The 19598-nt window shown below is 59.6% G+C and carries 18 protein-coding genes and 1 pseudogene; 6 read left to right on the forward strand and 13 right to left on the reverse strand.

Features of this window, described 5'->3' with window-relative positions:
• Window positions 1-83 precede the first annotated feature (83 nt).
• A complete protein-coding gene (locus CX511_RS06320) occupies window positions 84-1037 on the forward strand; it encodes a flagellar protein MotY (protein WP_045185747.1) in 954 nt (317 codons plus the stop codon).
• Between the two features lie 129 nt (window positions 1038-1166).
• The gene (locus CX511_RS06325; RefSeq protein ID WP_045185748.1) at window positions 1167-2384 is read left to right on the forward strand and encodes an argininosuccinate synthase; all 1218 of its coding nucleotides are present in this window, start codon (window positions 1167-1169) and stop codon (window positions 2382-2384) included.
• 41 nt (window positions 2385-2425) lie between these two features.
• Here CX511_RS06325 and CX511_RS25775 read toward each other — a convergent pair whose 3' ends face one another.
• Window positions 2426-2986: a hypothetical protein gene (locus CX511_RS25775; RefSeq protein ID WP_404824689.1), complete on the reverse strand. Its 561-nt coding sequence runs from the start codon at window positions 2984-2986 to the stop codon at window positions 2426-2428.
• 425 nt (window positions 2987-3411) lie between these two features.
• Between CX511_RS25775 and CX511_RS06335 the strand changes: the two genes are divergently transcribed.
• On the forward strand, window positions 3412-4038 hold the full coding sequence (locus CX511_RS06335; RefSeq protein WP_045185750.1) for a response regulator transcription factor: 627 nt from the start codon (window positions 3412-3414) through the stop codon (window positions 4036-4038).
• Between the two features lie 93 nt (window positions 4039-4131).
• Here CX511_RS06335 and CX511_RS06340 read toward each other — a convergent pair whose 3' ends face one another.
• The 8 genes and pseudogenes from CX511_RS06340 to metG all read right to left on the reverse strand — a co-directional run bounded on the left by CX511_RS06340 (window position 4132) and on the right by metG (window position 10725).
• Window positions 4132-4311, reverse strand: coding sequence for a PA3496 family putative envelope integrity protein (locus CX511_RS06340; RefSeq protein WP_045185752.1), 180 nt, complete (start codon window positions 4309-4311; stop codon window positions 4132-4134).
• 104 nt (window positions 4312-4415) lie between these two features.
• Window positions 4416-5054, reverse strand: a complete 639-nt coding sequence (gene nth, locus CX511_RS06345) for an endonuclease III (protein WP_045185753.1) — start codon at window positions 5052-5054, stop codon at window positions 4416-4418.
• Between the two features lie 4 nt (window positions 5055-5058).
• Complete coding sequence (locus tag CX511_RS06350; protein WP_220639105.1) at window positions 5059-5583, reverse strand: Rnf-Nqr domain containing protein; 525 nt, start codon at window positions 5581-5583, stop codon at window positions 5059-5061.
• Entirely contained in the window at window positions 5576-6193 is a 618-nt protein-coding gene (locus CX511_RS06355; protein ID WP_177327795.1) for an RnfABCDGE type electron transport complex subunit G, read from the reverse strand. Before CX511_RS06355 ends, CX511_RS06350 begins: the two co-directional genes overlap by 8 nt.
• The gene (locus tag CX511_RS06360; RefSeq protein ID WP_045185757.1) at window positions 6190-7176 is read right to left on the reverse strand and encodes an RnfABCDGE type electron transport complex subunit D; all 987 of its coding nucleotides are present in this window, start codon (window positions 7174-7176) and stop codon (window positions 6190-6192) included. The genes CX511_RS06355 and CX511_RS06360 overlap by 4 nt, the downstream gene beginning before the upstream one ends.
• A gap of 4 nt (window positions 7177-7180) precedes the next feature.
• Window positions 7181-8017 (reverse strand): annotated as a pseudogene (gene rsxB / locus CX511_RS06365) (electron transport complex subunit RsxB); the annotation flags it as partial.
• The gene (locus CX511_RS06370; RefSeq protein WP_045185759.1) at window positions 8014-8595 is read right to left on the reverse strand and encodes an Rnf-Nqr domain containing protein; all 582 of its coding nucleotides are present in this window, start codon (window positions 8593-8595) and stop codon (window positions 8014-8016) included. The gene CX511_RS06370 and the pseudogene rsxB, both read right to left, overlap by 4 nt.
• 90 nt (window positions 8596-8685) lie before the next feature.
• Window positions 8686-10725 carry a methionine--tRNA ligase gene (gene metG, locus CX511_RS06375; protein WP_045185761.1) on the reverse strand — a complete coding sequence of 680 codons (2040 nt, stop codon included), beginning with the start codon at window positions 10723-10725 and terminating at the stop codon, window positions 8686-8688.
• Between the two features lie 156 nt (window positions 10726-10881).
• Here metG and apbC point away from each other — a divergent pair, with 156 nt between their 5' ends.
• A complete protein-coding gene (apbC, locus tag CX511_RS06380) occupies window positions 10882-11976 on the forward strand; it encodes an iron-sulfur cluster carrier protein ApbC (protein WP_101293698.1) in 1095 nt (364 codons plus the stop codon).
• 162 nt (window positions 11977-12138) lie between these two features.
• Here apbC and CX511_RS06385 read toward each other — a convergent pair whose 3' ends face one another.
• A complete protein-coding gene (locus CX511_RS06385) occupies window positions 12139-12348 on the reverse strand; it encodes a cold-shock protein (protein WP_010221054.1) in 210 nt (69 codons plus the stop codon).
• A 350-nt stretch (window positions 12349-12698) separates the two neighbouring features.
• Between CX511_RS06385 and dcd the strand changes: the two genes are divergently transcribed.
• Window positions 12699-13265, forward strand: a complete 567-nt coding sequence (gene dcd / locus CX511_RS06390) for a dCTP deaminase (RefSeq protein WP_028943496.1) — start codon at window positions 12699-12701, stop codon at window positions 13263-13265.
• Between the two features lie 99 nt (window positions 13266-13364).
• On the forward strand, window positions 13365-13595 hold the full coding sequence (locus CX511_RS06395; protein ID WP_045185765.1) for a hypothetical protein: 231 nt from the start codon (window positions 13365-13367) through the stop codon (window positions 13593-13595).
• 21 nt (window positions 13596-13616) lie between these two features.
• Here CX511_RS06395 and CX511_RS06400 read toward each other — a convergent pair whose 3' ends face one another.
• The 3 genes from CX511_RS06400 to CX511_RS06410 form a co-directional block, all read right to left on the reverse strand.
• Complete coding sequence (locus CX511_RS06400; protein ID WP_045185767.1) at window positions 13617-14732, reverse strand: succinylglutamate desuccinylase/aspartoacylase family protein; 1116 nt, start codon at window positions 14730-14732, stop codon at window positions 13617-13619.
• Between the two features lie 107 nt (window positions 14733-14839).
• Entirely contained in the window at window positions 14840-16888 is a 2049-nt protein-coding gene (locus CX511_RS06405; RefSeq protein ID WP_101293697.1) for a c-type cytochrome, read from the reverse strand.
• A 186-nt stretch (window positions 16889-17074) separates the two neighbouring features.
• Window positions 17075-19516: a penicillin acylase family protein gene (locus CX511_RS06410; RefSeq protein ID WP_045185771.1), complete on the reverse strand. Its 2442-nt coding sequence runs from the start codon at window positions 19514-19516 to the stop codon at window positions 17075-17077.
• Between the last annotated feature and the right edge of the window lie 82 nt (window positions 19517-19598).

Genomic DNA, 19598 nt, shown 5'->3' on the forward strand with positions numbered 1-19598 from the left:
CCGGGGTCGAGCACTCGCTATCAAGTTTTGCGACCGCCGACCGATAGCCTGCGGGTATACCGTGAAAATCTGTGGAGCCGCCCGTGCGCCAGCGTTATCTAGCCCTGCTCAGTGTGTTTGCTTGCCTCCCGGCGACGGCACTTACCTTCCAGACCCGTCTGGAGAATATTGAGTGGAAGGTCGAAGGTGATCAGTTCGAATGTCGACTGGTCCAGCCGATTGCCGATTTTGGCAGCGGTGAGTTCGTGCGCCGCGCCGGTGAACAGGCGACCTTTCAATTGCGTTCGAGCAGCAATGCACTGGGCAGCGGCTCAGCCACTTTGCTCGCCGCCGCAGCACCTTGGCAGCCAGGGCGTGGCGATATCAATCTCGGGGCGGTGCGCATGGCCCGCAATGGCGTGCTGTTCACCAGCTCTCAAGGCCAGGCCAGTCGCCTGATCAATGGGCTGCTTGATGGCCGCAGTACCGTGGTGCGTAACCATGCCGGTGAGGCTGGGCGGGCAATGGAAGTGCGCCTGCTGCCAGTGAAATTCAGCAAGGCCTACAGCGATTATCAAGTGTGCGCCGCTAAGCTGTTGCCGATGAATTACGACCAGGTCCGTCAGACGCGGGTTGGTTTTCCCGGCGGTGGTATCGACCTGGACGCTGATGCCAAGGCGCGTCTGGACGTGATCCTGGCCTTTCTCAAGGCTGATCCGACGGTCAACCACATCGAGCTCAATGGTCACTCTGACAACAGTGGCAATCGCCTGACTAACCGTGATCTGTCCCGCCGTCGCGCGCTTGCAGTCATGGAGTACCTAAAGGCCCATGGCATTGGCGAAGATCAAATCACGGTTCGCTTCCACGGCGAACGCTATCCGCTGGCCGCCAACAACTCGGCGGCGAACCGCGCCCGCAATCGTCGAGTGAATATTGAACTTGATCGCGTGACGCCGGTGCAAACACAGGTGCGCAAAGCGCCAGAAAAAGCCTCAGAACCGGCACCGGAGGCAGCTGCACAAGCCGATAACAGTCAACCGCCGGTCAAGTCCTGAGGTGCGACCGTCCGTCGCGCTCTCGACAGTTCCTGTCGCTTTGTCGTCACAAGCTGTCGCCCCACTGTAATTTTTTCAGCAAGGCCGGTAGAATCAACGGCTTTCCGTAAAACCCCGTGGAGTGATGGCATGGCGGACGTAAAAAAGGTCGTACTGGCGTATTCCGGCGGCCTTGATACTTCGGTGATTCTCAAGTGGCTGCAGGATACCTACAACTGTGAAGTAGTGACGTTCACTGCCGACCTGGGGCAGGGCGAGGAGGTCGAACCGGCCCGCGCCAAGGCTCAGGCCATGGGTGTGAAAGAGATCTACATCGACGACCTGCGCGAAGAATTCGTGCGCGACTTCGTATTCCCGATGTTCCGCGCCAACACCGTTTACGAAGGCGAGTACCTGCTGGGTACTTCCATCGCTCGTCCGCTGATCGCCAAGCGCCTGATCGAAATCGCCAATGAAACCGGCGCCGATGCCATTTCCCACGGTGCTACCGGCAAAGGTAATGACCAGGTCCGTTTCGAGCTGGGCGCCTACGCGCTCAAGCCAGGTGTCAAAGTCATCGCGCCATGGCGTGAATGGGACCTGCTCTCCCGTGAAAAGCTCATGGACTATGCCGAGAAGCACGGCATCCCGATTGAGCGCCATGGCAAGAAGAAGTCGCCCTATTCGATGGACGCCAACCTGCTGCACATCTCCTATGAAGGTGGCGTGCTGGAGGATACCTGGACCGAACACGAAGAAGACATGTGGAAGTGGACCAAGTCGCCAGAAACCGCGCCGGACGTTCCGACCTACCTGGAGCTGACCTACCGCAATGGTGACATCGTTGCGCTGGATGGCGTTGAAATGTCGCCGGCCACTGTTCTGGCGACCCTCAACCGCATTGGCGGTGAAAACGGTATCGGTCGTCTGGACATCGTTGAGAACCGCTATGTCGGCATGAAGTCTCGTGGCTGCTACGAGACCCCTGGCGGCACCATCATGCTGCGCGCTCACCGGGCAATCGAATCGATCACCCTGGACCGTGAAGTCGCTCACCTCAAAGACGAGCTGATGGTCAAGTACGCCAGCCTGATCTACACCGGTTACTGGTGGAGCCCGGAGCGTCTGATGCTGCAGCAGATGATCGACGCTTCTCAGGTCAATGTGAATGGTGTGGTTCGCCTGAAACTGTACAAGGGCAATGTGATCGTTACAGGTCGCAAGTCTGATGATTCGCTGTTTGACGCCAACATCGCGACCTTCGAGGAAGATGGTGGTGCTTACAATCAGGCTGATGCAGCAGGCTTCATCAAGCTCAATGCGCTGCGTATGCGCATTGCTGCGAACAAGGGTCGTTCGTTGATCTAACGGCACCTTGAACAAAAACCCCGGCTTAGTCCGGGGTTTTTTTATTTATCGATCAGTTGGGTCGCCAGGGTGGTCTGAGTGCCGGTTTCCAGGTTATGCAGTATCCAGGTGCTGCACAACGGCTGGGTCTGATTCAGCGCTTGCAGGACAAAGTGTTCGAGCACTTTGTTAGCGCTGGCGCCACTCATGGTGATGGTTACGCGGGTCTGGGCGTATTGCAATGATGTGCCTGGCTTCTGAACGGATCTAATACCGTTGCCCATCGAGGTATTGATAACTTCGTTACAATTTTCATCTTCCACCGGTGCCGATAGTATTTCACTTACCGATGTTTCCGGTTTGGTGGCGGGCTGTTGGGGCGCCTGGGCAATGGTGGGCGTTGTAGGTTCAACAGCAGAAGGTGAATACAAGGACTTGTAATTAAAGTTGAGCGTGAGGAAAAACAAGACAGTGAGGAAAAACGGAAAGCCAACCAGAAACCATGTGTAAGTGTTCTGGCTATCCTCACTTAGAAAGGGCAACGAAGCCAGGGCGGAGGCTTCGATAATTCCGGCGAATATCGCAATGATGGTCAATGGGCTTTTGGGCTCTGGATTACTCATCGCCGTGTCCTCGCCTTTGGTTCCAGTCAGGTGATAGTTAGCCGAGATATCCGGCCCACTTGGCAGTGGGTGAGGTTTCTGCTGAGAGAACTTATTACCCTTTATCTTCCATAGGCTAATGCACTGCCGGTACTTGTAGAGTCGCAATATAGGACTTTTCCTTCAAGAATTAAGGCGCATGTGGCTGGGTTGCGGGAGGGGTCTGGTGTTATTTTAATTTTGCAGAAGGAATCTCTTTAATCCTAGAGATGCTGTTTTGGTCGTGAGTGTGCGGGTTAAGCATTATCTTGTAGGACTATTCCTTTGTGTGTGTAGGTTTTATCTTTGTGTGCATTTGCTCGCGGGTGCTGCAATACAATATGTCGTTTGACTAGGCTATTGTGCGGGCTCAAAAAAAATCGAACAGCGAACAATTGGATCTGCCCATGAATAAAGTGCTGATCGTGGATGATCATCCGGTCATTCGCCTGGCTGTACGTATGCTGATGGAACGGCATGGTTATGAAGTCATCGCGGAGACGGATAATGGCGTGGACGCGTTACAACTGGCACGAGAGCATGATCCGGATATCGTCATTCTGGATATCGGCATCCCTAAGCTCGACGGCCTCGAGGTCATAGCCCGGGTCACGTCCACTTGCCCGGCTAGCAAGGTGCTGGTCTTGACCTCGCAGGCGCCGGGGCATTTCTCCATGCGTTGTATGCAGGCGGGGGCGGCGGGGTACGTGTGCAAGCAGCAGGATCTCACCGAGCTGCTCAGTGCAATCAAGGCAGTGTTGTCCGGCTACAGCTATTTCCCCAATCAAGCACTGCACTCGGTGCGCACCAACATGGGGGGCGCCAGTGAGGCTGATATGGTCGAACGCCTGTCGGGGCGGGAGATGATGGTGCTGCAGCAGCTGGCACGAGGCAAGACCAACAAGGAAATTGCAGATGGCATGTTTCTGAGCAACAAGACGGTCAGTACCTACAAAACCCGTTTGCTACTCAAGCTCAACGCACGCTCGTTGGTTGACCTTATCGAGCTGGCGCAACGCAACGGTCTGGCTTGATCAATCCAGAAGCAACAAAGCCTCCATGGGGAGGCTTTGTTCGCGGGGCGGTTTGACCAACATGACACTGTCTGGTGGTGCGATATTCAGATATCAGAGGTCGAAATCGTAATCGGCCAACTGTTTTTGCAAGCGCCGCTCTTCCAGCAGGTTATCAATGGTGCGGCGTTTGCTCAGGTTGGTCTTCGCGGTTTCAACAGTGGGCTCCACATCGTCTGACTCAACAGGAGAGAATTCTTCGTCTACGTCCAGGTCTTCTTTAACGGTGCTCATATGTCACTCCCAGCCAAGAGGCCATTGGCGCACCTTATAGCGAGAATTCTTGACCGGGTAAAAAAGATTTTTTCAATCGAGAGAATGCATTTCTCACTATTGCCTCAATCGTCGGAGGTTTTCTGCTTGTAATCGCACAGGTCTTCGATCCGGCAACTTCCGCAGCGGGGTTTGCGGGCCAGGCATACATAGCGTCCGTGCAGGATCAACCAGTGGTGAGCATCGAGCAGGTAAGGCTTGGGGACGAACTTCATCAATGCCTTCTCAACCTCTAGCACGGTCTTGCCCGGGGCAATGCCAGTACGGTTGCTGACGCGGAAGATGTGCGTGTCCACCGCCATTGTCAGTTGCCGGAAGGCTGTATTGAGGACCACGTTAGCAGTCTTGCGGCCGACGCCGGGCAATGCCTCGAGGGCTTCACGGGTTTGCGGCACCTGGCTGTCATGCTGCTCGATCAGCAGGCGGCAGGTTTCGATGACATTACGTGCTTTGCTGTTGTACAAGCCAATGGTCTTGATGTATTGCGACAGGCCATCGACGCCCAGGGCATAAATCGTCTCGGGGGTATTGGCCACCGGATACAGCTTGGCAGTCGCTTTGTTCACGCTGACATCAGTGGCCTGGGCCGAAAGAATGACCGCAATCAGCAACTCGAAGGGTGAGGTATAAGCCAGTTCGGTCTTTGGCTCAGGGTTGTCTTCGTGCAGCCTGCGAAATATTTCCAGGCGTTTAGCAGCATTCATGGGGTCAACGCTTTCCTTGACGACGTGGAGGGGCTCGCCGTAGGCAAGCCCAGTTGTACAGGGCCAGCAACAAGCCCATCAGAAAAAAAGCCCCGGGTAGCAAGGCCGCCAGACGCAATCCCGTCCAACCCGCGAGTAGTTCGCGACACATTCCCAGGCTTAGGCACAAGACAGCGAAGCCGACCAGCAATCGGGTTGTATTGCGCCAACTTCGGCTTTCACCTTGAGCGTATTCGAACACCAGGCATTGTACGGCGATCAACGCCGGATAGGGGCTCAGCGCCTGATACAGGGGCAGGGCCCAGGCGCGCAAGCTTAGTTCCAGGCAAGTGACCAGTGCCGCAGCGAGCAGGACGCTGGCGAACATTCTGTGGCGCGCAGTAAGCCAGTGCTGTAGCGGCCTCATTAGCAGTTGATGCAGGGCGATTATCAACACACTCAATGCAGCAATCGCAGACGCATTGACCAGCGTTTGGGTGGCGCCCAGCAGGGGCGCCAGGCTCACTGCCGTCAGCCATTGCTTAGTCATTGCTGGCGCCCTCCAGTAAACGCTGGCGGTGTTCGTCGAAGTAGCGCAGGGCGTCATGCACAGCATGGATCACGGCGCGTGAGGTCACCGTTGCGCCAGCCAGTTGATCGAACTGGCCGTTGTCACGCTTGAGCGCCCAGGCAGTATCGGCGGTGTTTTCCCGGCTGGCACCGATGAATCCGTGCAGCCACGCGTTGCCCGGTTCGACCAGTTTGGCGCCCAAGCCTGGAGTTTCCTGCTGTCGTAGAACCTTGGTGCCGAGCAAACGGCCTTGTGGGTCGATGGCGATCAGCAGTTCGAGTGCGCCACCGTAACCTTGGAGCTGGCTGTGCAGCACCACTGCACTGGGCTGGCCAGCCAGCGTGGCGCGATAGCCTGCCAGCAGTTGGCTGTGGGCGAGAGTAGGGTTGTCCAGCGCCACAGGGGTCTGCAACGGTTGATTGTCGTAAGTCTGTTTTGCCAGAACACTCAGCCATGTCTGCGCCTTGAGCTGCTGCTGTGCACGGGCGATATCCTTGGCGCTGAAGTGCTGCCAGATCACGCTGCTGCCCAGGCTCAGCACTGCTATAAGCAACAACGGCACAGCACTGCGCATCGATACGCGGTTCATGATGGCAGCCCCTGGCGTCGCTCGGCCCAACGCTCCAACGCCGGTACGCAGAGGTTCATCAACAGCACGGCGAACGCGGTGCCATCGGGGTAGCTGCCCCAGGTGCGAATCAGGTAAATCAACAGGCCTATGCCGATGCCAAACACTAGTCTGGCCTGAGGTGACTTGGGGCCGGAAACCGGTTCTGTGGCAATAAAGAAGGCAGCCAGCATGGTCGAACCACTGAACAAATGCAGCAGCGGCGAGCCATTGGAGTCCGAGCCGGAGCCATTCCAGAACAACAGGCTGAGCACGAACAGGCTGGCCAGCAAGCCGACCGGAGCGTGCCAGCTGAACACTTTGCGCTGTAACAGCAGCAAGCCGCCCAGCAGGAATGCGAGGTTGACCCATTCGCTTTCTTTGCCACCCCAATGGCCAAAGCCAGGATGACTGCGGAACAGTTCATCTACGGTCAAGCTGCGGTTGTTGCGCAAGCCATCGAGGAGAGTGGCTTGGGCCCAGGCGTCAGGTTGCTCGCTGCTGCTCCAGCCGAATACATGTTGCAGGCTGGTGCCCAGGTCCAGTAGCTGTGCGCCGGGCCACTGCGTCATGTGTTGGGCAAAGGCTAGCAACACCACGGCATAACCGAGCATGGCTGGGTTGAATGGGTTTTTCCCGACACCGCCATAAAGGTGCTTGCCAAGGCCAATGGCGCTCGTCGTAGCGATAACTGGCAACCACCAGGGCGCGTAGGCCGGCAGGGCAACGGCAAGCAGGGTGGCGCTGACCAGAGCGCTGCCGTCGTTGAGCGAAGGCAGTACAGGTCGTTGCTGCAGCTTAAGCAACAAGGCTTCGCTGGCCAGGGCGGTGCCTGTACACAGCAGTAGATTGAACAGAAAACCCCAGCCATGTTGCCATAGTAGTGCCAGCACCCCTGGCAGGCACGCCAGCAGCACCAGCAGCATCGTGCTGCGCAGGCGCTCGCTGTGATCAGTGGCTGGCATGAGCGGGGGCCGGTTGCAGGGCCAGCAATTGTGCCTGAGCCTGTTCGGCCTCCTGCTCCAGTTCAGCCAACTGTGCCCGTTGGGCATCGTTCGGAGCCTCACCAAAGGCACTGCGGGCCTTTTGCAATTGGGCCCGGCTCATGGCGGCGGCAATCTTGGCCTTTTTCAGTGCGGCATCGGCAGCGGCTGCTTTTTGCGCCTTGACCCGCTCGATGGCCGCTTTGATCGGGTCATCACTGGCAATGGTCTGATCGACGCTGTTGCTGCTGGCGGCACGTTGACTGCGGGCGGCACGTTCGGCTTGCTTGCGCGCCTCCTCGCGCTGCAGGCGGCTGTTACGCAGTTCAAAGCGCCGACGCGCCTGGTTGCGTTTGTTGCTGCGTGCGGCCAGCGTGTGCTCGTCTTCGGCCAGGCCACCGACAATGGCCACGATAGGGCTGTTTGCGCTGAGTGGCAGCAGGTCGATGCAGTCTACCGGACAAGGCGCCACACACAGGTCGCAGCCGGTGCATTCAGCGCTGATAACGGTGTGCATCAATTTCGCCGCGCCGACAATCGCATCCACCGGGCAGGCCTGGATGCATTTGGTGCAACCGATGCATTCGGCTTCGCGAATATAAGCGACTTGGGGCGGGGCGGTGCCGCGCTCGGAATCCAGGGCAATGACCGGAACCTGCAGCAGCTTGGCCAGGGCAGCGATGGTTTCGCTGCCTCCTGGTGGACATTTGTTGATCGCTTCGCCCTTGGCCAGGCCCTCTGCGTAAGGCTTGCAGCCAGGGTGGCCACACTTTCCGCATTGGGTTTGCGGCAGCAGGGCGTCGATGCGTTGAATCAGACTCATGATGAAAATAATCCGTTGAAGCCGAGAAACGCCAAGGCCATCACGCCGGCTCCGATCAGTTGTACAGGCAGGCCGCGAAAGCTGCGGGCAATAGCTTCGTTGTCGCTACGTTCACGCAAGTCGGCGAACAGGCTCAGGGCCAGCCAGAAGCCCAGCCCGCCACCCAGGCTCCAGGCCAGGGTCTGCAGGATGTCATACCCCCCTTCAGTGACCTGTAGGCTCAAGCCTAGCAGTGCCACATTAGCTAGCAGTAGTGGCGTCAGCCCCTTGAAGGGCCACGCAGGTAGGGCGCGCGATAGCAGTCCTAGCAACGGCTCGATCAGCAGCACGCACAGCGGCAAAAGGACGAACAGGCGTAGGTAGTCAAGCTGCAGGGGGAGCAGGAGGTAGCGGTAAAGCAGCTGCCCGAGGTTGCAGACCAGTACCAGTAATACCAGCGTTGCCAGGCCCAGCGCATGCAGTCGGCGACGCTCGTCAGCCGCTGACGTTTGCAGGGCTGGGTCGATTGCCAATCCGTGATGCAGGATCAGGTTGTTGACCAGCGCGGCGCTGATCAGGGCCAGGATGAATTCGCTCATGGAGGTGCACATTGCCGGGGCTGTTCGCCATTATCCGGCAATGAGGCGAGGATGAGAACGCCCCGGACGCAATCGTCCGGGGCGAGGGCGTTACTTGATGCGCTGACCAGGCTTGGCGCCGCTGTCAGGGCTGAGCAGGTAGATTTCTTCACCACCAGGGCCAGCAGCCATGACCATCCCTTCGGAGATGCCAAAGCGCATTTTGCGTGGCTTGAGGTTGGCGATCATCATGGTCAGGCGACCTTCGAGCTTGGCCGGATCCGGGTAGGCTGACTTGATGCCGGAGAACACGTTGCGCTGCTCGTCACCGATGTCCAGGGTCAGGCGCAGCAGTTTGTCGGCACCTTCAACGGCTTCAGCCTTGAGAATCAGCGCTACGCGCAAGTCGACGGCAGCGAAGGTGTCGAAGTCGATTTCGGCAGACAGTGGATCTTTGCTCAGTTCGCCGTTGCCGGTCACCACGGAGGTTTGGCTGGCGGCCAGGTCTTCCTTGCTGGCGGCGGTCATGGCTTCGACCTTGGCCGGGTCGATACGGCTCATCAGCGCCTTGAACGGGTTCAACTGGTGATTGCTCAGGCGAGTCTGGTGATCGTTCCAGGTCAGCGGCGCAACGTTGAGGAACGCCTCGGCGTCAGCGGCCAGCAACGGCAGTACCGGCTTGAGGAAAATCACCAGTTGGCGGAACAGGTTGATGCCCTGGGCGCAGATGGCCTGGACCTCATCCTGCTTGCCTTCCTGCTTGGCCAGCGACCACGGTGCCTTGTCGGCGATCCAGGCGTTGGCGCGGTCGGCCAGCCCCATGATCTCGCGCATGGCGCGGGCGAAGTCGCGACCTTCATAGGCTTCGGCGATGCCTGGCGCAGCGGCCAGGAAGGCTTCGGTCAGCTCTGGCGCGGCATCGCCAGCGACCATCACGCCATCGTTGCCCTTCTGGATGAACCCGGCGCAACGGCTGGCAATGTTGACTACCTTGCCGACCAGGTCGGAATTGACCTTCTGGACGAAGTCTTCCAGGTTCAGGTCGAGGTCGTCGACGCCGCGGCCGAGCTTGGAAGCGTAGTAGTAGCGCAGGTATTCCGGCGACAGGTGGTCAAGGTAAGTGCGAGCCTTGATGAAGGTGCCGCGGGACTTCGACATCTTCGAACCGTTGACGGTCAGGTAGCCATGGACGTTGATCGCGGTCGGCTTGCGGTAGCCGGCGCCTTCAAGCATGGCAGGCCAGAACAGGGCATGGAAATTGACGATGTCCTTGCCGATGAAATGGTACAGCTCGGCGTTAGAGTCCTTGTTCCAGAACGCATCGAAGTCCAGTTCCGGACGACGGGCGCACAGGTTCTTGAAGCTGGCCATGTAGCCGATCGGCGCGTCCAGCCAGACATAGAAGTACTTGCCTGGCTCGTCAGGGATTTCGAAGCCGAAGTACGGCGCGTCACGGGAGATGTCCCATTCCTGCAGGCCGGCATCCAGCCACTCGGCGATCTTGTTGGCCACGGCGTCCTGCAGGGTGCCGCTGCGGGTCCACTGCTGGAGCATGGCCTGGAAGTCGGGCAGCTTGAAGAAGAAATGCTGGGAGTCCTTGAGCACCGGGGTGGCACCGGAAATCGCCGACTTGGGGTTCTTCAGCTCGGTGGGCGCATAGGTGGCGCCGCACTTTTCACAGTTGTCGCCGTACTGGTCTTCAGCGGCGCACTTGGGACAGGTGCCTTTGATGAAACGGTCGGCCAGGAACATTTTTTTGTCCGGGTCGAAATACTGAGTGATCGAACGGGTAGCAATGTGCCCGGCATCACGCAGCTTGAGATAGATCTGGCTCGACAGCTCGCGGTTTTCCTCGGCGTGGGTCGAGTGGAAGTTGTCGAAATCGACCAGGAAGTCGGCAAAGTCCCCGCTGTGCTCAGCCTGGACGGCGGCAATCAGTTGCTCAGGGGTGATCCCTTCCTTTTCGGCGCGCAGCATGATGGCCGAGCCATGGGCGTCGTCGGCACAGACGTACACGCACTGGTTGCCACGATGCTTCTGGTAGCGCACCCACATGTCTGTCTGGATGTACTCGAGCATATGGCCAAGGTGAATGGAACCATTGGCATAGGGCAGGGCGCTGGTTACGAGAATCTGACGTGGCTCGGACATGGGGGCTCGGCTACTTTTTTCGGCTACTTGAGATGAAACGGTGATCGGCCACTATAAAACGCCGGGAAATTTATTTCACCCCATGGACGTATCTGTGGATGTTTCGCGGGTTAGCATAGTGGCCTGTTTTACTCAGTCTTTATCACGGGAGTCTCCATGAGTGCCGTCACTCGCGCAGCCGTCGAAGCCGTTCTTCGCCAGTACACCGACCCTTACCTGAACCTGGACCCCGTCAGCGCCGGCTGTGTGCAGGCAATCGATATCCAGGGCGAGCAGGTCAGTGTCCAGTTGCAACTCGGTTATGCGGCCGGTCTGTTCAAAAATGGCTGGGCGCAGGTGCTGCAAACCGCCATCGAAGGTATCGACGGGGTTGCCTCGGCGCGCGTCGATATCAATTGCGTGATCGCCGAGCATAAGGCGCAGGCGCAAATCCCTGGCCTTGCCAACGTCAAGAACATCATTGCCGTGGCTTCGGGTAAGGGCGGTGTGGGCAAGTCTACGACGGCGGCCAACCTGGCCCTGGCCCTGGCCCGTGAAGGGGCGCGGGTGGGGATTCTCGATGCCGACATCTATGGCCCGAGTCAGGGCGTGATGTTTGGCATCCCTGAGCGTACGCGTCCACAGATTCGCGACCAGAAGTGGTTCGTACCCCTCAAGGCGCACGGTGTGGAGGTCATGTCGATGGCCTTCCTGACCGATGACAACACGCCGATGGTCTGGCGTGGGCCGATGGTTTCCGGGGCGTTGTTGCAATTGGTCACCCAGACGGCCTGGGACAACCTGGATTATCTGGTCATCGACATGCCGCCAGGCACCGGTGACATTCAACTGACCCTGGCGCAGAAAGTGCCGGTGGCAGGTTCAGTGATCGTTACCACCCCGCAGGACTTGGCGCTGATCGACGCCAAGAAAGGCGTGGAGATGTTCCGCAAGGTCAATATCCCGGTGTTGGGCGTGGTCGAGAACATGGCCGTGCATATCTGCTCTAACTGTGGCCACGCCGAGCATCTGTTTGGCGAAGGGGGGGGGGAGAAGTTGGCATCGCAATACGATGTCGAGTTGCTCGCCTCGCTGCCGCTGTCGATGTTGATTCGCGAGCAAGCCGACAGCGGCAAGCCAACGGCCATTGCCGAGCCGGAAAGCCAGATTGCCATGGTCTATCAGGAACTGGCCCGTCAGGTAGGGGCGCGAATCGTGTTGCAGGAAGCGGCGGCGCCGGCAATGCCGAATATCACTATCAGCGAAGATTGAGGTGATGCTTTCGCTGGCAAGCCAGCGCCCACAGGTTGTGCCCGCACGGGGCCTTGTGGGCGCTCGCTTGCCAGCGATGGGCTGCCAGGCAGCTTGAAATCGAGGCATAAAAAAAGCCCCGCCTGTTAAGGGCGGGGCTTTTTTCAAGCTGTAAAGCGGAAGTTAGATAACTTCTACTTCTTCAGCCTGCATGCCTTTCTGACCGCGGGTAGCGATGAAAGAGACCGCTTGGCCTTCTTTCAGGCTCTTGAAGCCGTCAGCCTTGATGGCTTTGAAGTGTACGAACAGGTCGTCACCGGATTGTGGGGTGATGAAGCCGAAGCCTTTTTCATCGTTGAACCACTTAACGGTACCGGTTTGGCGATTGGACATGGTCTGTCTCCTTGGACAAAGTTAACTACGACTCAGGAAACGCCCTGGCCGAGACTGAGTGCAAAGAGGCAGAAAATTCATGAAGATGGGTTGATCGAAATCTTGCATCAGGTAGATATTCTCAGTGACACGTGCAGCACAGTGGCGTCACCTTAACCCTTTTTCCAGAACGTGCCAATGGTCTTGTTCAGCTTTCGCATAAATCATGACTGACGGTGCTATCACTCTCCCTGAAGGCCCCGTCATACGCGGATTCGACGCCTGGCGGTGCATTGAACTTTGAACCGGACGCCGGGCCCGGTAAGATGCGCTTCAGATTTTCTTCACCTCGTTATTTCAGGACACCCGCCATGAGCATCAAATCGGACAAGTGGATTCGCCGCATGGCGCAGGAACACGGCATGATCGAGCCGTTCGTCGAGCGCCAGGTGCGCGGTGAGAGCGACAACCGGCTGATCTCCTTCGGCGTTTCCAGCTACGGCTACGACGTACGCTGCGCCGACGAGTTCAAGGTGTTTACCAACATCAACTCGGCCACCGTCGATCCGAAAAACTTCGACGCCGGCAGCTTTGTCGACGTGAAGAGCGACGTTTGCATCATCCCGCCGAACTCCTTTGCCCTGGCCCGCACCGTTGAGTATTTCCGCATTCCGCGCAACGTCCTGACCATCTGCCTGGGCAAGAGCACCTATGCCCGTTGCGGCATCATCGTCAACGTCACCCCGCTGGAACCGGAGTGGGAAGGCCATGTGACCCTGGAATTCTCCAATACCACCACCTTGCCGGCGAAGATCTACGCTAACGAAGGCGTGGCACAGATGCTGTTCCTCGAATCCGACGAAGAGTGCGAAGTGTCCTACAAGGACCGTGGCGGCAAATACCAGGGCCAGCGCGGCGTTACCCTGCCACGTACCTGAGCCGACGAAACGCGGGAATTCTTGCCCGCCGGCGGACTCTAATGTGTTGAACTGATTCGCCAGGCAATAGGCCTGGCGGATGTCGCCCAGGAGCCGCCGATGAAACTCGACCCGTCCATCAGTGCCAAGCTGGCCGTGTTGCAGCCCAATAGTGTTGGGGTGTTGGCTTGGTCGTTGCTGGCCCACCCGCACCCACATATCGCTCAGGTTGGCGGGATTCCGGGTCAACCCGATCCGGATACGCCCGATCAGCCACCACCTAACGAACAGCCCACCGAGCCGGGTGAGCCGACCTTGCCGGACGAAGCCCCGCCGGCTCCAGTGGCCTGACGTTCCCTTGGCCCAGTATGCTCAAGGCGACAACAGGTAACCGCTGCGATACGCCTCACGCCCTGCGACATGAGCGATGACCATGCCGGCGGTAGCCATGCGTCGCAGTGATCGGGCATACATCAAACCCGGCTGGACGTTGCGCACTGGGGTCACGCGATCATTAAGCGGGTCGATGACCTCGGCGATCAGCTGGCCTGCTTCCAGGTACTGTCCCGGCTTGGCGTGAAAGACCAGCAAACCGCCCAGAGGCGTGGCCACAGGCTCCACCCCGGCGAGCGGGGTGGCCGGGTAGGCCAATGCAGGCAGGCTGGCGGCCTGGCCTTCAATGGCGCCGTACTGGGTCAGATAGTCCAGAATGGCCGCGCAATCCTTTTCTGCCAGCGGGTGGCTGACATCCCCTTGGCCGCGCAGCTCGACGGTGACCGAAAAGCTGCCCTGAGGGATCGGGAACTGTTTGCCGAAGCGCTGCTGCAATTGCCACCAGACCAGGGTGAAACACTCATCGAAGGACTGGCCGCCGGAGTCGGTGGCCAACAGACTGGCCTGGGTGCCGAGATAACATGCCAACGGCTCGACCTGAGGCCAGGCTTCGGGGGTGGTGTAAAGGTGGGCGACGGCGTCGAAGTCGCAATGCAGGTCCAACACCATTTCGGCGTCGCAGGCCAGGCGCTGCAGGGTCAGGCGTTGCGATTGCAGCGGGGTGCGCGCCGGTTGCGCGTCCAGAGCACGGCGCAAACATTCGCGGATCAAGGCCACGTTGTGCACCGGGTCTTGGGTGAGGTGGGCTTCGATCTGATCGCCGATCGAATCGCTCAGGTCGACAAAATTACGGTTGAAGTTCTCACCGCTTTGCAGCTCGAAGCGGCCCAAAGGCACATCCATCAGCACTTGTTCGAGGCCGACCGGGTTGGCGATGGGCACCAGGACGATTTCACGGCGCAACACGCCGTGGGCTTCGAGTTCGCTCAAGCGTTGCTTGAGGTGCCAGGCGACCAGCATGCCGGGCAGTTCGTCGGCGTGCAGTGAGGCCTGAATGTAGATTTTGCCGGCGCCCCGGGGGCCGAAATGGAAACTATGGATCTGGCGGGCAATGCCTGGAACCGGTGCCAGAATGTCGTGGGTCGAGTGATGCATATCAGTCCTAGTGGGTCGGTCCTGGGGGAGCCAGACTACGCCGGCGGGCATGATGATATAAGCATAAAGTTGCCCCGCGCGCAGGTTGTCGCTCCCCTTCTACCCTGTCAGTAACGCGCATCCACCGGTTTACCGCCGTTGGGCCAGTCCTTGACCTTGTCGGGGAAATCCGGGCGCGGTTGCTGGGAGAACCAAGCGGCGACATCCACGGCCTCCTGGTCACTCAAGCCACCCTGGCCAAGGGGAAAGCGTTCGTGAAAGCCAATGGGCATGTTGCGTTTGACGAACGCGGCAGCGGTATAGGTGCGCGCCATACCGGCACCGATGTTGAAGGACTGCTCACCCCATAGTGGCGGAAACACCAGGCTCCCATCGGCGCGAGCCAGACCTTCACCGTTGGCGCCATGGCATACCGCACACTGCTTGGCGTAGACCTGCTCACCGTTGGCCAGGTCCGGCTTGATGGCGGGGTCGATCTTGCCCACTCCACGCCCGGCCACTTTATCGCCGGGTTGCGTGTTGTTCTTCATCCACTCGAAATAGGCAACCATGGCCTGCATGTCGGCTGATTGTGGCGCAAGCGGTGTGCCGTTCATCGAGCGTCGGAAGCAACCGTTGATGCGTTCTTCCAGGGTGATGACCTTGCCGGCGCGTGGTGCGTAACCAGGGAAAAACGCTGACACGCCAACGAACGGCGAACCGTCGGCCACGGTGCCAGCGTTGAGGTGACAGCTGGTGCAGTTCAACGCATTGCCGACATTGTCCGGCAGCAACGCCTTGGTTTGCAGGTGCAGACGCATGCCGCGGATGACCTGGTCGGCATTGGTGGCAGCGAGCAGGTCGGCCAGGCGCGGGGTCTCAAAAGCGCTGGAGTCGGTGGTCTGTGGATTGAGTTGACCGCGCAGTCTCCTCACTTGCTGCGCCGTGACAGCCGCGCTGTCGTTACCCCAGCGGCTGCGCACGAAGCTGAGGATTTCGGCGATTTCCTGATCCGACAAACGGGCAAAGCCAGGCATGGTGTAGACCCGCAAATGGGTAGCGGTTTGCGCGGTTTCCCAGCCGGTCAGGGTGATGTGCAGCAGGGACGTCGGGTCACTGGAGGCAATGCTCGGATTACCGGCCAGTGGCGGGAACATGCCAGGCACGCCACCACCATCGGGGCGGTGGCAGTCGCTGCAAAATTGGGTGTAACCCAGCCCGCCACGGCTGCTGAACAGGTCGGCGGCAGGCGCCGCTGGCGTCAGTGCAACCGCAGGCATGGGCAAGTCGTCGTCGCTCGGCGGTAGAGACTTGAGATAACTGGCGATGGCCGTCAGGTCCGCATCACTGAAATGTTGGGTGCTGTGATGAATCACGTCGGCCATGTTCCCAGACACCGTGGCGAAGCGGTTTTGCCCGGTTTTGAGCAGTTCTACGGTGTCTGGCACCGTCCATAGGTTACGCAAGCTCAGCGCACGCCAATGTTCGACGGTTTCCCCAGCAAGGAAGTGCTTGCCGCTGCTGCCAGCATCGCTCATGGCCTTTTCCTGGAAGGCGATACCACGCGGGGTATGACAGGCGCCACAATGGCCCAGACCCTGGACCAGATAGGCGCCGCGGTTGATCAAAGGGTCGCGGTTCGGGTCGGGCTCGAAAGGCTGGTTGTCGAGGAACGCCCAGTTCCACAGCGCCAGCCCCCAGCGCATGTTGAATGGCCAGCTCATGTCGGCGGCCTGATTGGGCTGGCTGATCGGTGCCACGTCTTGCATCAGGTAGGCGTACAGCGCGCGCATGTCCGTTTCGCTCATTTTCGCGTAGGACGGGTAGGGCATCGCGGGGTAAAGCTGGGTGCCATCAGCACTCACGCCTTCGCGCATGGCGGAGTCGAACTGCTCGAAGCTGTAACGACCGATACCGGTTTCCGGATCCGGGGTGATGTTGCTCGAGTAGATCGTGCCCATGGGCGTTTTAAGTTGCAGGCCGCCGGCCATCAGTGCACCTTGCGGGGCGGTGTGGCAGGCGATGCAGTCCCCGAGTTGGGCCACGTAGCGGCCACGTTCGAGCAGCGTCTGGTTGGCAGGTTCAGCCGCTGCCGTGTCTGGCTCGCTGGCGTAAAGGGCGGGTATCAGCAGCAGCGTGGTGGCGCACAGGGCCAGACGCGAAAGAACAGAAGCCATTGCATATTCCTTTAATCACCCGGCCTGGGGTTGTCCCCTGGGCAGTGGCGCGCAATCGTTTTTATGATTCATCAGGCAGCACTAAAGACGAAGCTCGTCTGAGTTTCGTTGTAGAGCAATTGCTCACAGGTGCAGTTGATTTGGATCATCGCAGCCGGCATTGCACCGGCTGCGGGGGAAGGGTCGTTACTTGCCTGGCACCAGGGTCAGGCGCTTATTGCCATAGGCCCGCTCAGCGTTCTGCGGTTGCAGCGGCACGCTCATGTAACGGCCCTTGAACCAAGCGTCCAGGCCGTCGGCAAAGTGCGGGCTGGCCGGGTTGCCGGACTGGCCGCTGCTGCTTAGCAGTTGCAGCGGCTCGATCTGGCCAAAGTCCACCACCATGCGCAGCGACGGAGGCAGTTGGCTATTAAAGTCCTTGCCCCAGGCATACGGCGCCAGGCTCAGGGTGCTGTGGTCGCCACCGCTGGCTTGTGGCTTACGGCTGACGGCGTCTCCCAGGCCATGGAAGGTTGGTGTCGGCCAGCGCAATGCGTGCAACTTGCCCCATTGCCAGGCGCGTCGGTCATTGCCCAGTTGCGCTTCCCCGGCACTGATTGCAGCTGCCAGGCTGCGGGCGAGGATGGCCGGTTTGTCTTCCTGCTGTGCGGTGCGCTGGTCGTCCCAGAACGGGCTGTCTTCGCGGCCGAGCAAATGATCGGCCTGGGCCGAGTAGGACAAGCGTGCGTTGCCGACCAGGGCCTGCCAGGCCGCTGACGATTCTGGGCCCAACTCATCGAGGAAGGTCTGTTTTGCACTTTCCTGCAGGAACAGTTCATACAGGGCGGCGTCAGCTGAGAGGGTGCTCAGGCGACCATCGAAGGCCATTAACCGCGTGTAGGCCTCACGGGCCTTGCTGCGCTGATCGCCCGGCAAGGCATCGATTGCCTGCTTGAGCGGCTGCGCCATGCCGGGGGCTTCGAACATCTGCTTGAGTTTGCTGGCGAACAGGGTGGTCTGATCGTTTTGCATGGTGATCAGGCTGCGACTGTCATGCTTGCCATTCGTCGCCAGTTGCCCCAGGCGTTCGGCACGCTCAGGGTAGTACCAGCTATTGGACAACTGCATGCCATAACCTTTAGGTACGCTGCGTTGGTTGGCATTGCCCAACCAACCCTGGGCCGGATCCTGATCGTAAGGGTGGAGCATCGGGTCGGCATAGCCATCCCAGTCATAGCGTCCCTCCCAGCCTGGTGAGGGCAGCAGCCCCTGGCCTTCGCGACGGTTGGGGAAACGCCCGCTGACCTGCCAACCGATGTTGCTGGCGTCGGCGAAGACAAAGTTCAGCGCGGCGGCGCCGATTTCCCGGGTGTTGTCGAAGGCGCGCTCGACGTTCTGCGCCCGCGACAAGTTGAAGAACGCGTCCATGCTCATATCACCCTTGAGCTGAGGCACCTGCAGGGCGAGCCCGAGACTGGCGTTCTGAGCACCGGTGAGCAGTGTACCGTGACGGGTGTCGTACAGGGTTTCGCGCCGCGGGCGCTGGCCCTTGATGAAGAAGGTCTCGTTGCGTGCCTGCGCTGGCAGCCACTTACCGTCGGCCTGGTACATCAGACGGTTACCTTCACGTTTAATCCGCTCCAGGAACAAGTCCTGGTTATCGGCCATGACCGCGCTGGTACTCCAGGCCAGTTTGCCGTTGTAGCCGGAAAGCAGTAGCGGCAGGCCGGCAATCGACACGCCGGCGGCCTGATACTTGGGCGCACGAATCTGCACCGGGGTCATGGCCCAGGCGCCAAGGGTATCGCTGGCCAGCAGGCTCTTGCCGTTGCGGCTGCGTTGTGGGGCGATAGCCCAGTTGCTGGAGCCCGCCGTACCCAGCAGATTGAGCGCTGCCAGTTGTTCACTGGCGGCAGTCAGCGGTGCCAGCCCAGCGAGTTGACTGCTGAGGTTCAGGCCCTTGAGTTTGTCGGCCTCGGCCAATGGCAACGGTTCATCCGGGTAGCTGGGCAACAGCCAGGCCAGCTTGTCGCTGCCGACTTTTTGCGCCAGAGTCAGGGCGGCCAACTCTTCTTGCAGGTTCACCGACTGACTGAAGTTGTATAGACAGAAGATCAGCGCCGAGTCTTCAGGCTTCCAGTATTCCGGGCGGTAACCGGTTTGTGCCAACGGCGCCGGCAATCGGTCGCGGTAGCGGAACAGGTAAGCGTTGACACCGCGGGCATAGACTTCGAAGAAGCGCTTCAGGCGTGGCGAGGCATCGGCATAAAGCTGATTGGCGGACTGTTTCAGGTTGGCGCCGCGCATCAGGCGGTCGACCTCCAGCACATCCGCACCAGCGATCTCGGCGAGTCGGCCCTGCGCCAACAAGCGCATGCCGACCATCTGGCCGATGCGGTCACCGGCATGTACATAGCCCAAGGCGAACAGCGCATCGTGGAAGTTGTTGCTTTCAATCAACGGCATGCCCAGGGCGTTGCGTCGTACCGAGACGTTCTGGGCCAAGCCTTTGAGCGGTTGAACGCCACTGACCGGTGGCACGCTGTCGCGATAACCGCCCATCTGACAGCCGCTGACGGCAAGCATGCCGAACATCGCTGCGGCTACGCCGAACCGGGGGATGAAAGGGGAAAAGGCTGGCGCGGCCATGGTCGGGCTCCTGCAGGGCGTGGCGTCTAAAAGGCGCTACGTTAGTGAGCCCGACCACGCCATGCAAGCGGCGGCGTAGCCT

Origin of the sequence: Pseudomonas sp. S06B 330, from assembly GCF_002845275.2 — a bacterium.
Classification (GTDB): Bacteria; Pseudomonadota; Gammaproteobacteria; order Pseudomonadales; family Pseudomonadaceae; genus Aquipseudomonas.